The organism is Actinomyces sp. oral taxon 169, from assembly GCF_013394715.1.
Taxonomy (GTDB): Bacteria; Actinomycetota; Actinomycetes; order Actinomycetales; family Actinomycetaceae; genus Actinomyces.
The window spans coordinates 568,067-583,878 of the sequence record NZ_CP058259.1 but is presented as its reverse complement, the minus strand read 5'-3'; the positions used below and the strand labels follow the sequence as shown (position 1 = coordinate 583,878).

10 protein-coding genes and 1 pseudogene are annotated in these 15,812 nt (G+C 67.2%); 8 read left to right on the top strand and 3 right to left on the bottom strand.

Annotation, left to right across the window (positions count from 1 at the left end):
• Positions 1–431 precede the first annotated feature (431 nt).
• From HW274_RS02440 to HW274_RS02405, 8 genes and pseudogenes are all read left to right on the top strand, one after another.
• Positions 432–1,262, top strand: a complete 831-nt coding sequence (locus tag HW274_RS02440) for a (Fe-S)-binding protein (RefSeq protein WP_003789184.1) — start codon at positions 432–434, stop codon at positions 1,260–1,262.
• Complete coding sequence (locus HW274_RS02435; protein ID WP_075255236.1) at positions 1,259–2,992, top strand: LutB/LldF family L-lactate oxidation iron-sulfur protein; 1,734 nt, start codon at positions 1,259–1,261, stop codon at positions 2,990–2,992. The genes HW274_RS02440 and HW274_RS02435 overlap by 4 nt, the downstream gene beginning before the upstream one ends.
• Positions 2,992–3,642 carry a lactate utilization protein C gene (locus tag HW274_RS02430; RefSeq protein ID WP_060956706.1) on the top strand — a complete coding sequence of 217 codons (651 nt, stop codon included), beginning with the start codon at positions 2,992–2,994 and terminating at the stop codon, positions 3,640–3,642. The genes HW274_RS02435 and HW274_RS02430 overlap by 1 nt, the downstream gene beginning before the upstream one ends.
• Before the next feature lie 164 nt (positions 3,643–3,806).
• The gene (locus HW274_RS02425; protein ID WP_075255248.1) at positions 3,807–5,375 is read left to right on the top strand and encodes a mannitol dehydrogenase family protein; all 1,569 of its coding nucleotides are present in this window, start codon (positions 3,807–3,809) and stop codon (positions 5,373–5,375) included.
• 269 nt (positions 5,376–5,644) lie between these two features.
• Positions 5,645–6,913 (top strand): alpha-hydroxy acid oxidase, encoded by a 1,269-nt coding sequence (locus tag HW274_RS02420; RefSeq protein ID WP_075255235.1) that lies wholly within the window; start codon positions 5,645–5,647, stop codon positions 6,911–6,913.
• Positions 6,914–7,274: 361 nt separating this feature from the next.
• Positions 7,275–8,858 (top strand): peptide MFS transporter, encoded by a 1,584-nt coding sequence (locus HW274_RS02415; protein WP_185989549.1) that lies wholly within the window; start codon positions 7,275–7,277, stop codon positions 8,856–8,858.
• Positions 8,859–9,178: 320 nt separating this feature from the next.
• A complete protein-coding gene (locus HW274_RS02410) occupies positions 9,179–10,750 on the top strand; it encodes a peptide MFS transporter (protein WP_185989113.1) in 1,572 nt (523 codons plus the stop codon).
• 654 nt (positions 10,751–11,404) lie between these two features.
• Positions 11,405–11,713, top strand: a pseudogene (locus HW274_RS02405) (ClbS/DfsB family four-helix bundle protein).
• Positions 11,714–11,814: 101 nt separating this feature from the next.
• Here the strand turns inward: HW274_RS02405 and HW274_RS02400 are convergent.
• The 3 genes from HW274_RS02400 to HW274_RS02390 form a co-directional block, all read right to left on the bottom strand.
• Positions 11,815–13,185 carry an aspartate aminotransferase family protein gene (locus HW274_RS02400; RefSeq protein ID WP_185989112.1) on the bottom strand — a complete coding sequence of 457 codons (1,371 nt, stop codon included), beginning with the start codon at positions 13,183–13,185 and terminating at the stop codon, positions 11,815–11,817.
• A gap of 173 nt (positions 13,186–13,358) precedes the next feature.
• Positions 13,359–14,942 carry an APC family permease gene (locus tag HW274_RS02395; RefSeq protein ID WP_075254970.1) on the bottom strand — a complete coding sequence of 528 codons (1,584 nt, stop codon included), beginning with the start codon at positions 14,940–14,942 and terminating at the stop codon, positions 13,359–13,361.
• A complete protein-coding gene (locus HW274_RS02390) occupies positions 14,939–15,799 on the bottom strand; it encodes a universal stress protein (protein WP_075404855.1) in 861 nt (286 codons plus the stop codon). The genes HW274_RS02395 and HW274_RS02390 overlap by 4 nt, the downstream gene beginning before the upstream one ends.
• Between the last annotated feature and the right edge of the window lie 13 nt (positions 15,800–15,812).

The window sequence follows — 15,812 nt, the reverse complement described above, 5'->3', positions numbered from 1 at the left end:
TCTCCCACCGGCGACTGCGCCCCGGCACTCGCATTCTGGCGGCAAACGTAGTCCTCGCCGCGAAAGTACGTCCCCGCCGCAAAAGTGCGTTCTCGACGGCGTCGGCCGCGCTCCCGCCGAGGCCCCCTCGAAGCCCATCGCAGATAAGGGCAGTAATGCATGACGCAATCCACCTCTAGGACTTACCTCCCACACGCCGCAGACACCCTCTGCTCAACCCACCTTCATCCCTCACAGAATCGCACCACCTCAACGGAAAACCTGTCTCAGAGAGCGGAACCAACCGACCGGGAGTCCGTCGTCGTCAGATGAGCACCACCACCGGGCCGTAGCCTGAGATACAGCCGAGGCCGCATCACATCCCGCTTCGAAGCAGGTGAGTCCGGGCGGTCCTCGTGACAGTCTCAGTTACGACGTCGTGGAGGCATATCGTGCGAATCGCCCTTTTCGCCACCTGTCTTGCGGACACCATGTTCCCGCAGGCAGCGCAGGCAACCGTCACCATCCTGGAGCGCCTCGGTCACCAGGTCTGCTTCCCCGAGGGACAGGTTTGCTGCGGCCAGATGCACGCCAACACCGGCTACTTCAAGCAGGCCGCCAAGATCACCCGCAACCACGTGGAGACCTTCTCCCCCGTGCTCGACGGCGAGTGGGACGCCATCGTCATCCCCTCGGGCTCGTGCACCGGCGCAGCCCGCCACGAGCAGGGTCTCGTGGCCGAGCACGTGGGCGACACGGCCCTGGCCAAGCGGGTCGAGCAGATCGCCGCGCACACCTACGACCTGACCGAGCTGCTCATCGATGTCCTGGGCACCGAGGACGTGGGCGCCTACTTCCCGCACACGGTCACCTACCACCCCACCTGCCACTCGCTGCGCGTCGCCAAGGTCGCCGACCGCCCCTACCGCCTCCTCAAGGCCGTCGAGGCCCTCACCCTCATCGACCTGCCCGACGCCGAGGTCTGCTGCGGGTTCGGCGGTACCTTCTCCATGAAGAACTCCGAGACCTCCACCGCGATGCTCGCCGACAAGATGAGCAACGTGATGTCCACGCGCGCCGAGGTCCTGTGCGCCGGCGACTACTCCTGCCTCATGCACATCGGCGGCGGCCTGTCCCGCGTCAACTCCGGGGTGCGCATCATGCACCTGGCCGAGATCCTGGCCTCCACCAAGGACGCTCCCTTCGAGGGCAACATCTCCTTCGCCCCCAAGCACGTCCAGCACACCGGTAACTCTCAGCACACACAGGCGGTGGCACGATGACACAGGTATTTCTCGGTATGCCCCACACGGGCGGGTGGCGCACCGAGGTCGAGCAGCCCGAGGACACGCTGCGCTGGGGACCCACCTTCCCCGAGGGCGCGCACAAGACGCTGGCCAACACCCAGATGCGCCGCAACCTGGGTCACGCCACGCGCACCATCCGCTCCAAGCGCGCCGACCGCGTCGCCGAGATGCCCGACTGGGAGGACCTGCGCAACGCCGCCGAGGCCGTCAAGTTCGAGGTGGCCTCGCGCCTGCCCGAGCTGCTGGAGCAGTTCGAGGCCAACGTGACCGCCCGCGGCGGCATCGTCCACTGGGCGCGTGACGCCGCCGAGGCCAACCGGATCATCACCGACATCATCGCCTCCAAGGGCGTCGACGACATCGTCAAGGTCAAGTCGATGGCCACCCAGGAGACGAACCTCAACGAGTACCTGGCCGATCGGGGCATCACCGCCCACGAGACGGACCTGGCCGAGATGATCGTCCAGCTGGCCGACGACATGCCCTCGCACATCGTGGTGCCCGCGATCCACCGCAACCGCTCCGAGGTGCGCGGCATCTTCCTGGACCGTATGGAGGACGCCCCGGAGGACCTCTCCGACGACCCCAAGGAGCTGACGGCCGCGGCCCGCTCGCACCTGCGCAACAAGTTCCTGCACGCCTCGGTGGCCGTCTCCGGCACGAACATGGGCGTGGCCGAGACCGGCACGGTCTCGATCTACGAGTCCGAGGGCAACGGGCGCATGTGCCTGACCCTGCCGGACACGCTCATCACCCTCATGGGCATCGAGAAGCTGGTGCCCCGTTTCCAGGACGTGGAGATCTTCTCCCAGCTCCTGCCGCGCTCGGCCACCGGTGAGCGCATGAACCCCTACACCTCCATGTGGACCGGTGTCACCGAGGGCGACGGCCCCAAGGAGTTCCACCTGGTGCTCATGGACAACGGGCGCACCAAGACCCTGGCCGACCCGGTGGGCCGCCAGGCCCTGGCCTGCATCCGCTGCGGGTCGTGCATGAACATCTGCCCCGTCTACCAGCACACCGGTGGGCACGCCTACGGCTCGGTCTACCCCGGCCCGATCGGCTCGATCATCACGCCCCAGCTCACTCAGGGGCTGGCCGACGACGACCCGGTCCACACCCTGCCCTTCGCCTCCTCCCTGTGCGGGGCCTGCGGCGAGGTGTGCCCGGTCAAGATCGACATCCCCACGATCCTCATCCACCTGCGGGCCCGCTCCGTGGACGTCAAGCGCCGCGCGGTGCCGGACGTGTGGGACGTGGCCATGAACGTCTCGGCCCCGGTGATGTCGAAGAGCTCGCTGTGGGCGGCCGCCTCGCAGACGGTCAAGGCCTCAGCGCTGCTGGGCGGCAAGGACGGCAAGATCGGCGCCCTGCCCTTCCCTGCCTCCCTGTGGACCGGAGCGCGCGACCTGCCGGTGGCCCCCTCGGAGACCTTCCGCCAGTGGTGGAAGCGCACTCACCCCGAGGGCGAGACTCCGCTGAGCCAGGTCGCCGACGCCCAGAGCGGCCACGGTCACGCGGACGGCTTCCCCGCCGACCCGCCCCCGCCTCCTGGCAAGCCGGTGTCCGGCAGCGCGAGCGCCGACGGCGAGCCCACCCCGGCCGCGCTGGACGCACGCTCGGCCATCAACAACCCTGAGCCGATCGCCCCGGAGGCATCCGCCACCCAGGCCCCGGCCGGCTCGACCAGCGAGGAGGAGCTGTGATGGATGCGAAGTCCGCGATCCTGGCCCGCGCCCGCGACGCGATCTCCCGGTCCCAGACCCGACCGGTGGGGCCGATCCCGCGCAACTACATCCGCTCCGGGGAGAATCCCCCCGGCTCCAAGCCCGTGGTTGACGAGATGATCGAGAAGCTCGAGGACTACTCGGCCGAGGTCATTGTCGCTCCCAAGGACGCGGCGATCCTGGACGCCATCGACGAGCTGCTCGGTGAGGCTCGCTCCGTCGTCGTCCCCGCCGGGCTGCCCGAGGACTACAAGAAGGCGGCGGCCCGCAACGGCCGCACCGTGGTGGAGGACTCCCGCGAGGAGGCCATCGCCACCCTCGACCTCAATGAGATCGACGCCGTGCTGACCTGCTCGCGTGTGGGCATCTCGATCTCGGGGACGATCGTCCTCGACGGCGAGCCGGACCAGGGCCGCCGGGCCATCTCGCTGGTGCCGGACAAGCACGTCGTGGTTCTGGAGCGCGAGACGATCATGCCGACGGTGCCGCAGGCCGTCGACGTCCTGGGAGAGCACCCCACGCGCCCGATGACGTGGATCGCCGGCGGCTCGGCCACCAGCGACATCGAGCTGGTACGTGTCAACGGCGTGCACGGCCCGCGCAACCTGCGCGTCGTCATCGCCCACTGAGGTTCATCAAGACCGCCTACACTCCGCGTCGCCCGATTGCTCACTGCTCGGGCGGCGCGGAGTCTTGTCGTCTCTTCCCTGCTCCCGCAAGGATGTCAGCGAGCTGAAGCGGGCAGCGGGACGGCCGAGTGAAGCCGCTCAAGGCGGACGCACATCAGTTTTCCATGAAGGCGGAGTTGACTGGAGATGACTGTTGGCAGCGCGGAAAGGACCTCTTCTTGACCACCTCACTGACTGAGTCACCCCTGGCCCCCGACTACGACCGCTCCGCCATGACCACCGGGATCGTCCACATCGGTGTGGGCGGCTTCCACCGCGCCCACGAGGCCGCCTACCTCGACCGGCTCATGCGCCGGCGCGCCGGGCCCGGCCCCGGCGGAGGAGCACCCGCCGCACCGGGCGGATCCTGCCTGGAGTGGGGGATCTGCGGCGTCGGCCTGTTGCCCGGGGACGCCCGGATGCGTGACGTGCTGGCGGCTCAGGACCACCTCTACACCCTGCTGCTCAAGCATCCCGGTGGGCTGCGCGATCCAGCGGTCATCGGCTCGATCCACGACTACCTCTTCGCCCCCGACGACCCCGAGGCCGTCCTGGCCCTCCTGAGCGCACCGACCACCCGGATCGTCTCGCTGACGGTCACCGAGGGCGGCTACAACGTTGACGACGCCACCGCCGCGTTCCGCACTGAGGCACCTAGAGCCGTCCACGACGCCGAGCACCCCGGCGAGCCGACGACCGCCTTCGGCTACATCGTTGAGGCGCTGAGGCGTCGCCGGGAGGCGGGGATCGCGCCGCTGACGGTCATGAGCTGCGACAACCTGCCCGGCAACGGGAAGGTGGCCCGCACGGCGGTGGTCTGCCAGGCCGCGATGAGCGACCCCGAGCTGGCGGACTGGATCGACGGGAATGTCGCCTTCCCCAGCTGCATGGTGGACCGCATCACCCCGCGCACCACGCGGGCCGACGTCGCCGAGCTGCGGCGGGCACTCGGTGTGGAGGATGCCTGGCCGGTGGTCTGCGAGCCCTTCACCCAGTGGGTGATCGAGGACGACTTCCCCGCCGGGCGGCCCCCGTGGGAGGAGGTCGGGGTGCAGATGGTCGACGACGTCGTGCCCTACGAGCTCATGAAGCTGCGTCTTCTCAACGCCTCCCACCAGGGGCTGGCCCACTGGGGGCGGCTGCTGGGGATCGAGTACGCGCACGAGGCCGCGGCAGATACGGATATCGCCGCCTGGGTGAGGGCCTATCTTGAGCGCGAGGCGCGGGCCACCCTGCGCTCGGTGCCGGGGATCGATCTGGACGACTACATCAGCACGCTCTTCAGGCGCTTCACCAACGAGGCGATCGCAGACACACTCTTCCGCCTGGCACAGGACGCCTCCAGCCGGATGCCGAAGTTCGTCCTGGGCACGGTGCGCGACAACCTCACCGCCGGTGGGCCAATCCGTCTGGGGACCGCGATGGTGGCGGCCTGGGCGCTGGGCGATGAGGGCGTCGCCGAGAACGGCAAGACGATCGCCATCGACGACCCGCTGGCCGACGAGCTGCTGCTCCTGGCCGCCGCGCAGAAGTCCGGCCACGAGACGGCCTTCATCTCCCACGAGGGCGTCTTCGGGGACCTGGCGACCAACGAGCGCTTCCGACGCACCTTCGTCGAGGAGCTCGAGGCCCTGCGACGCCAGGGGGCGCGGGCGCGTCTGCGCGCTCTGGCCGGCCACACCCGGGCGGCCTAGCCCGGGCTGTCGTCCCTGTCGTTGTCCTGCGCTCGTCATCCCCGGCCGTCGAGCAGGCGCCACCGCACCGGAGACTGGCGCCTCGCAGACATTGCGAATCTCCCCTTCCCGTTAGACGGATTGCTTAGGCTAACCTTGCTTCGGTGACCTTTGTCCCATAGCATGAGGTGGTTCGTGGACCTCAGTGCCGGCCACGGGGGCCGGTCGCCTCCCACGAGCACTCCGCGCCGCGCGGAGCGTCCAGAATCCGACTCACCGATGAGGTTCCTATGGTCAAGCGCCAGCTGCCCAACCCGAGCGAGATCTTCGAGCTGCTCCACTTCAAGACGCCCGAGCTCAACCCCAGGCGTCGCCGCCTCGACGCCGCGCTGACCACCTGGGACCTGCGCAAGATCGCCAAGCGCCGCACTCCGGCCGCGGCCTTCGACTACACCGACGGCGCCGCCGAGGGCGAGGTCTCCCTGCGCCGCGCCCGCCAGGCCTTCCGCGACATCGAGTTCCACCCCGACATCCTGCGCCCGGCCATCGACGTCGACACCTCCTGCGAGATCCTGGGCGGACGCTCGTCCATGCCCTTCGGCATCGCACCCACCGGCTTCACCCGCCTCATGCAGACCGAGGGTGAGGTCGCCGGGGCCGGGGCCGCCGGCGCCGCCGGAATCCCCTTCACCCTGTCCACGCTGGGCACCACATCCATCGAGGACGTCAAGGCCGCCAACCCCCACGGGCGCAACTGGTTCCAGCTCTACGTCATGCGCCAGCGCGAGATCTCCTACGGGCTGGTCGAGCGTGCTGCGGCCGCCGGATTCGACACCCTCATGTTCACCGTGGACACCCCCGTGGCCGGGGCCCGCCTGCGCGACAAGCGCAACGGCTTCTCCATCCCGCCCCAGATCACGGCCGGCACCGTTCTCAACGCGATCCCCCGCCCGTGGTGGTGGTTCGACTTCCTGACCACGCCCAAGCTGGAGTTCGCCTCCCTGAAGTCCACCGGCGGCACCGTGGGCGAGCTGCTCGACAACGCCATGGACCCCACCATCAGCGACGAGGACCTCAAGGTCATCCGCTCCATGTGGCCAGGCAAGATCGTTATCAAGGGTGTCCAGACGGTAGAGGACTCCAAGCGCCTCATCGACCTGGGCGTCGACGGCGTCCTGCTGTCCAACCACGGCGGGCGCCAGCTCGACCGCGCCCCCGTCCCCTTCCGCCTCCTGCCCGAGGTGGTCCGTGAGGTCGGCAAGGACGCCACGATCATGGTGGACACCGGCATCATGAACGGCGCCGACGTCGTGGCCGCCGTCGCCCTGGGCGCCAAGTTCGGGCTCGTGGGCCGCGCCTACCTCTACGGGCTCATGGCCGGCGGGCGCGAGGGCGTGGACCGCATGATCGAGATCCTCTCCGACGAGGTCATCCGCACCATGAAGCTCCTGGGGGTCTCCAGCCTGAACGAGCTCGAGCCGCGCCACGTCACCCAGCTGACCCGCCTGACCCCGGTGCGCCCGCAGGTCAAGGCCGCGGCCGACGCCCTGGCCCGCTGAGGACCCCGGTCCGCATAGTCCTACCGACCTACCCCTCCGCGCGTCGTTAGAGGAGTCCCCGTCATCCGCCCGGCGCGGCGGTACCCGGTGGCCCCGGAGAAGAGCCCCCCCCTGCGGTCCTCTCCGGGGCCGCCGTCGTCTGGCCAAGAACCGGAAGCATGCCGGAAACAGGCCGGGCGCTATGGTCTGGGCACCATCACTTCTGACCTCGGCGACAGGTCTGTGCCCCTCACGTCAGACGGAGCACCCGGCGCCCTGGATCACCCCTGCGGCCGGCCTCGAGCGGCCACCGCCCCGAGAAAGGGACACCGCCATGGCACAGACCGAGTCCAGCTCAACGTTCGACTCGACGTCAGGCCTGATGTCAGCCGCCGCGACGGCGGTCGACGAGCGAGAGGGCCGGCTCGCCGAGCCCGGCCGTCTCATCTCCAGCCGGTGGCGGCCCCGCAGCCTGCGCACGACGCCGTCGAGGCAGGACCGGGGACTGTTCGGCCACCCTCGGGGGCTTCCCTGGATGCTCAACGTGGAGATGTGGGAGCGCTTCTCCTACTACGGCATGCGCGCCATCCTTCTCTACTTCATCACCGACACCGTGGCCCGCGGCGGCCTGGGCCTGAGCGAGACCAGCGGACAGGTCGTCATCGCGCTCTACGGGATGGCCGTCTACTTCCTGGCCATTCCCGGGGGCATCTTCGCCGACCGCATCATCGGGCCCTGGCTGTCCACCCTCTACGGCGGCGTCGTCATCATGGCGGGCCACATCTGCCTGACCATCCCCAGCGCCGTGACGTCCTGGACGGGGATCGTACTGGTGGCCGTCGGAACCGGCTTCATCAAGCCGAACCTGACGACCATCGTCGGCGGCCTCTACGACGACGATGACATCCGGCGCGACGCAGGCTTCCAGCTGTTCTACATGTCCATCAACGTCGGTGCCTTAGCCTCTCCCCTGCTGACCGGCTGGCTGCGCGAGCACTACGGCTACCACGCCGGCTTCTCCTCGGCCGCCATCGGCATGGCCTTCGCCCTGGGCGCCTTCATCTACGGCCGCCACAAACTCTCCGCCTTCGCCTTCACCGTCCCGAGCCCCATCCGCCCCCAGGAGCGCCGGCGGCTGCTGCTGGGCTCCCTCGGCGTCCTGGTGGCCGTCGGCGCCGTCGTGGCCGTTCTCCAGGCGATCATCGGAAACCTGGTGACCACCGTCGCCACGGCGGGCCTGCTCGTGCCGGTCGGTGCGGCCGTGGCCTACTTCGTGGTCATGTTCCGCTCCCCGAAGGTCACCGCCCCCGAGCGCACGCACCTGCGCGCCTACATTCCCCTGTGGATCGGGGCAGTCCTGTTCTTCATGATTACCGAGCAGGCGGCCGGCAAGATGGCCACCTTCGCCGACTCCAACACGGATCTGCGGCTGCCCCTGTTCGGCTGGTCGATCACTGCGGAGGCCTATCAGTCGGTCAACCCCGCGGCGATCGTGATCCTGGCTCCGCTGATCGGCATGCTCTTCACCCGGAGGGCGGGCCGGTTCCCCTCCACCATCATGAAGTTCGTCATCGCGGTGGTCATCGTGGGACTCTCGGCGCTCATCCTGGGTTACGGCTTCCAGATCTGGCCGGGTGGGCAGGACCTGTCCCCCTGGTGGTTTCTGGCGCTGGTCTACGTCATCCAGACCGTCGCCGAGCTGTTCCTGACCCCGGTCGGCCTGGCCACGACGACCGCCCTGGCCCCCAAGAGCTTCGCCTCTCAGGCAATGGGGCTGTGGTGGCTCAGCGTCGCCACCGGGCAGGGCGTGGCCGGCTTCGTCATCGCCCAGACCGAGGATGCCTCCGACGCCGCCTACTACTACGGCCTGGGTGTGGCCACGCTGCTCATGGCTCTGGTGCTGTTCGCCGTCGCCCCGTGGACGCAGCGACAGATGGCCGACGTCGAGGTCGCCGCGCAGGACTAGGAGCGCCTGGACAAGCCGCATCTGAAGCGCCGCGAGTTCGGTTGAGTCTCGGGTTCGTAGGTTCAGGGCACAGTAGGTTCAGGGCACGACCTCGCAACCTACCCTACGACCGCAAGGTCCGGCTGCCGACGATGGATCCCAGAGGGGGCAACGAGCGGCGTCCCGGACTCGCCGACCTCATGGCCACTTTCGGACAGCCATCGTCACGTTCTCCCGAAATTACCTCACGGTCGGGGTAGGGTGCATGAGTACCTGTGGTTCGTGCCGGACACTGACGGTCCGGCGGCACGCCTCACCTGACCACAGGAAGGGAGAGTCTCATGTCAACGACCCCGACTCCCGTCGAGGACGATCTCGATACTGGTCGGATGATCGCCAGTCGGTGGCGCCCCGCCACCCTGCGCACGACGCCGTCGAAGCAGGACCGGGGGCTGTTCGGTCACCCCCGCGGACTGCCCTGGATGCTCAACGTGGAGATGTGGGAGCGCTTCTCCTACTACGGCATGCGCGCCATCCTGCTCTACTTCATCACCGACACCGTGGCCCGCGGCGGCCTGGGCCTGAGCGCCAACTCCGGGCAGGTCATCCTGGCCTCCTATAGTGCGGCCGTCTACCTGCTGGCCATCCCCGGGGGCATCTTCGCCGACCGCATCATCGGACCGTGGCTGTCCACCCTCTACGGCGGCGTCGTCATCATGGCGGGCCACATCTGCCTGTCCATTCCCGCGCCCGCCCTCGCCTGGACGGGGATCGTGCTGGTGGCCGTGGGCACCGGCTTCATCAAGCCGAACCTGTCCACGATCGTCGGGGGTCTCTACGATGACGACGACCCGCGGCGCGACGCCGGCTTCCAGCTGTTCTACATGTCGGTCAACCTCGGATCACTGGCGTCTCCGCTGGTAACCGGCTGGCTGCGTGAGCACTACGGCTACCACGCCGGCTTCTTCTCGGCCGCCGTCGGCATGGGGGTGGCCCTGATCGCCTTCATCTACGGCCGACACAAGCTCTCGGCCTTCGCCTTCACCGTCCCCAACCCCATCCGCCCCCAGGAACGCCGGAGCTTCATACTCGCCTCGCTCCTGACCGTGGTGGCCGCGGCCGCACTCGTCTCGGTCCTCAACGTCCTGACCGGCAGCCTACTCGACGCCATCTCCGCGACCATGCTCATCATCCCGGCAGGTGCCGCCCTGGGCTACTTCGTCCTCATGTTCCGCTCCCCCAAGGTCACGGCCCGCGAGCGCACCCACCTGCGCGCCTACATCCCCCTGTGGATCGGCGCGGTCCTGTTCTTCATGATCTCCGAGCAGGCGGCCGGCAAGATGGCCACCTTCGCCAAGGACAACACCGACGGCACTATCCCGTGGCTCGGCTGGGCCATCACACCCGAGACCTACCAGTCCATCAACCCGGCCACGATCGTCATCTTGGCACCATTCATCGGTTGGCTCTTCACCCGGCGGGCGGGCAGGTTTCCCTCCACCATCATGAAGTTCGCGATCTCGGTACTCATCATCGGGGGATCGGCCTTCATCCTGGGCTACGGCTTCCAGATCTGGCCAGGCGGCGCAAAGCTGTCCCCCTGGTGGTTCCTGGCGGTGGTCTTCATCATCCAGACCGTCGCCGAGCTCTTCCTGTCCCCGGTGGGCCTGTCCACGACGTCGGCGCTGGCACCCAAGAACTTCGCCTCCCAGACGATGAGCCTGTGGCTGCTGACGACGGCCACCGGTCAGGGGCTGGCCGGCTTCATCATCTCCAGGACGGAGAACATCGCGAACTCCACCTACTACTACGGCCTGGGGGCTGTGACGGTCGCCGTGGCCATCATCCTGTTCATCGTCGCCCCGTGGACGGAGCGGAAGATGGCCGACGTCGGGGTCATCGCGCAGAACTAGGCGCAGTTGAAACGCCGGGCGTTCGTAGGTTTAGGGCACCCACCTGTCTCCTCACTTCTGAGACAGGTGGGTGTCATGACGTCTGAGACACTCGCTCGGGCGGGACCCCGGGGCAGGCTGGTGGCCCTGGAAGGGAAGAGCTCTGGCGGGGTGTCAGTGTCCACGGTGCTGACATCACAAGCGCATCGGCGCTGCACACCGAAGAAGAGCCGCAGGATTCCAATGATCTCCGCTGAGCGCACTGACGTTGGGCCCGTTGATGTCAGCACTGTGGACACCGGGCCTCGCAGGAGTGAGTCCGGGGTCCTCACGGCACAGCCCGGCGCCTCCGTCACAGGTCCGCCCCCACCGTCCCCTGCTCGCCGTCTGCGCAGAGGGCCTGGAGGCTATGACTCGAGGCCGGCTCCGCCTTGAGTCTCGTCTCGAGTCGGCCTGCTCCACGAGGGTCGGGATCTACTGGCCAAGGGTTGTGCGTACTGCACGAAGGCCCCACCTACCTCCAGTACCCCCAACCCTCGTCCAGTAGCACCCCACTCTCGTGCAGTGCACCCAGACGACGACGGCAGCCACCACGGCGACCGGGCCTGCCCCCTCCAACAGGCCGAAGCAGCTCCCCCACCTGGTAGACCCACCCCACCGGTGTCCTGAGATGTCATGACGAAGGAGCTCATCGCGGAGATCCGCAGGCGCGCCGAGCTGTTCGTCGCCGAGTTCGACGACGTCCCCGCCTCCGGGCTCCACACGCTCAAGGACGGGGTGGACCGCACGCCGGCGCAGATGCTCGCCCACCAGCTGGGGTGGATGGATCTGCTGCTGGACCGGGACCAGCTCTTCACCTCCGGGCAGCAGGCGTGGGCCTCCTCGACGCCGTCGGCCTGGCCGGTGGCCACGTGAGTGCACATCAACACGGTGGCGCCCTTCACCTCCTTCCGCACGAGGATCCGCGCCTGGAAACGCCACTGAATGCCACCGAGCGCCACCGCGGGTAGGACACGATTCATGGGGGCCACCGACGCCGTCGGTGGCCCCCATGAGATCAGGGAGTACTCACGTCACTTGTCACATCACTTGGTGGTGATCGCCTTGGCGAGCTCCTCGAAGCAGCTGACGTAGTCGTCGATCGCCTCGTCCGTGTGGGTCACCGACAGGGTCCACTCCTCCTCGCGGCCCGGGGTCATGAAGATTCCCCGGTTCATGTTGAACAGCCAGGCGAGCTCGGACAGCTCCGCGTTCTGGTGCTCCTTGAAGGACTCGTAGTCGACGACCTTCTTGGGGGAGAAGGTGACACACCCCTTTCCACCAACGCCCACCGCGTAGCCCGGAAGGTTGTAGCGCTCGATGACCTCTGTGCAGCCCGCGAGAATGCGCTCATTGAGGTGATCGAGGTGGGCGTATGCCTCCGGGTTGAGGACCTTCTCGAGGTTGGCCCGCACTGCGGCCATCACCAGGGGGTTGCCGTTGTAGGTGCCGACCTGGAAGACGGTGTGGTCCTCCACCACGGACATGACTTCCTCGGTGCCTCCGATGGCGCCCGAGGGCAGACCGCCACCCAGGGCCTTGGCCATGGTCACCAGGTCGGGAGTCACTCCGAAGCGCTGGGTGGCGCCGCCCGGACCGATGCACAGGCCGGTCTTGACCTCATCGAAGATCAGGACGACGCCGTGTCGCCGGGTGATCTCGCGGACCTGCTCCAGATATCCCGGTTCCGGCAGCACGACGCCCAGGTTCATCATGGCCGGCTCCATGATGACGCAGGCGGGCTTACGCCCCTCATCGGTCAGCCGGATGATGCGGCGCTCCATGGCCTCGGCATCGTTGAAGGGAACCGGCACCGTCATCTGGACGGTGGCGTCGGGAATGCCACCTCCGTAGGGCAGCGAGGCCAGGTTGTCACGGTCACCGATCTTGTCGTACTCGACGCCGATCGAGACCATGACGGTGTCGTGGTGCCCGTGGTAGGAGCCGAAGATCTTCATGACCGTGTCGCGACCGGTGTAGGCGCGTGCAATACGGATCGCGTCCATCGTGGACTCCGAGCCCGAGTTCGTGTAGCGCCACTTCGGCAGCCCCCACCTGCTCGAGAGGTTCTCCGCCACCGCCAGGGCGTCCTCGGTCGGGGCGGCGAAGTGGGTGCCCTTGCCGTACCGCTCCTGAATGGCTTCTCCGATCACCGGGTGGGCATGCCCCTGAAGCATCGATCCGAAGCCGTTGTGGAAGTCCCACATCTCGTTGCCGTCAACATCCCAGACCTTCGGCCCCTGCCCCCGTTCAAGGTAAATGGGCCAGGGCTCGCGCAGCTGGTACGAGGAGGCGACACCGCCGGAAAGGCTGTTTCTCGCGCGGTTGTACATGTCGCCGGACCCCTTGGTCCGTTCATTGAGGCGCTTGGACTCGATCTCCGTCAGCTCAGCGACTCGCTCCATGTTGATGCTCATTGGTCACTCCTTCGTGGTCCGGCCTGGCGTCCACATATCGTGCGTTTGATTACCGGCGCATCGATCAGCTGTGGCCGTCGATACGATGACAATGTGATTCCTCTCAGCTCCTTCCGCCGGCCTGGCGCGGAGTGAGCTGTTTTCATGTGTGTGTTCGCTCCGGTTCACTGCATCTATGACGCAGCACGGAGCTGGGAGGCTTCACCATCGTCCTCCTCTAAGACAGTTGCCACCTTCAACTCCTCGGTGACAGCGTCGGATCGTGCGATCACCTCCCCGCGGAAGAAGGCCGGTGCTCGGACGTACTGTACGAGCATCAGCACCACGCCCAGGAGAATGAGGGCGAGGGTGAGGACGAAGACGAGACCGACGCCGAAGACCTGCGATCCCGACCCGTACTCGGGGTTGAGGGAGTCCTTCAGGGTCAGGCCGAGCAGCAAGAAGAGGATAAGACCTCCCAGTCCCGGCGAGACCAGCGTGAAGAAGAAGTTCCTCACTGAGGAGAACCATTTCCCTCGAAAGTACCATACCGCGGCGAAGGCGGTGAGACCGTAATAGAAGGCGATCATCGCCCCCAGGGTCTGAACCGTGTCCCACAGGACGGAGGTGGATACGAATCGCAGCAGGGTATAAAAGGTCGAGGCGGCGACCGCCGAGACGACTGTTGCGCGACCAGGGGTGAGGAAGCGCGGAGAGATCTCGCCGAGCTTCTCCGGCATCGCCCCGTAGTATCCCATCGACAGCAAGGTGCGGGCGGGAGAGACGAAGGTGGACTGCAAGGACGCCGCGGACGAGACCAGCACCGCCGTCGACAGGAGGATCGCGAACGGCCCCAGAACCGGTCTGGCCAAGGCGAAGAAGACATTGTCCTGGATCGCAGGATTGCCCAGCCCTATCCCGTCCTCCCCCAGGCCGGCGAACATCATGGATCCAATCGTGACGAACATGTACACCGAGACAATTGTCATGACAGTGAGCACGGCGGCGCGCCCTGGAGTGGAACTGGCGTCGTCGGCCTCCTCATTGACCGTCAGCGACACGTCCCAGCCCCAGTAGATGAACAAGGACAGGGACACGCCCGCCACGAAAGTCCCCAGCGAGTCGACGGCGAACGGATTGAACCATTCGAGCTTCACGGGTGTCGGGTTGACGGCGGTTCCGGTGAAGTAGCGGTAAATGGCCACCGCGCCGAAGCCGAGGAACACCGTCAGCTGAAACCCCACCAACCAGTACTGGAGCTTCTGGGTGGTCTGCATATCGCGGTACGCGATCCAGGTCGCCAGCGTGATGAAGACCAGGCAGGTGAGGGTATTGACCCATACGTTGTCGGAGAGATCCGCAATGGCGGAATTGCGAGTCACCTGTGCGAGCAACAGATAGAAGAAGTCGACGGCGATGGCCGCAAGGTTCGACAGGACGACGACGGTCGCCACAATCAGCCCCCATCCGTTCATCCACCCGATCCACGGACCGAAGGCACGCGTCCCCCAGGTGAAGGATGTGCCCGAGTCGGGCATCGCCGCATTGAGCTCTCGGTACCCGAAGGCGACCAGGAGCATCGGGATGAATCCGACGAGGAAGATCGCCGGTACCTGCTCGCCCACCTCTGAGGCGGTCGGCCCCAGCGCGCCGGTGAGGGTGTACGGGGGCGCGATGCAGGACACCCCGATGATGATGGCGCCGAGCAGACCAACAGAGCCCTCGGCCAGTCCCTTCTTCGACAGCCCGCCTCCGGAGCTCGTGGTAGCCGCGCTCATGTTGCACCCCCGACGTCGGCCGCGTCGGCTGGGACCGCGACCAGAGGCACGGGCAGGACACGCAGGATCTTGTTGGCGTCCGGCCCCAGGAACAGGCGCCCGCTCTGGGCCAGTCGCGCCGATCCCAGGAAGGCCAGCTCATTCCTGTTCCACTCCATGGCCAGCACGGCGGCGCTCATACTGTGAGCGTGGACGATCTGGACACGCTGGTCATCCAGCCCCTTGAGATCCAGGCGTACCTCGGCGAGCAGGGCCTCGGTCCTCTCCCCGATCTCCGCGGTGTTCTGCGAGTCGCCGGTGGCCACCGTGATGAGACGCAACGGGACACCGGCTCTGTCAGCGAAGGTCCTGGCCTTGCTGAGCACCCCCCTCCACCTGCCGGACTCCCCCAGCATGACCGTGATGCGTGAGAGTCCATCAAGAGGGGCGTGCCTCATGCCGCGCGGGGACAGGGCGACCGGAACTGTCGAGGAGTTGAGCAGGGTCTGCCCCACGGAGCCGAGGGACACTCGTCCCAGGACCCCGTGACGGCCCCCGCCGGCTACGAGCAGGTCGGCTTTGAGCTCCTCGGCCGAGGCAATGATGCCCTCGGGGAAGGAGAGGCTGTACCGCAGGTACTTGCTCACCGGCACACGGGGCCGATGCTCCTCCATGATCTCCGACATCCAGTCGTCGACCTGCGTGGCAACGACGTCCTGGAAGGCGTGATCGGTGACATCAAGGACGTAGCGCCCTCCGCCGCCCTTGACGACGGTGACGAGATCGAGTGGGCACGAGAACGCTTCAGCGAGAGATACCCCCAGGTGGTAGGAGTCTCTGCCGCCGAGCGAATTGGTGAAAGCCGTCAGAATGCGCATGGGGGTGATCTCC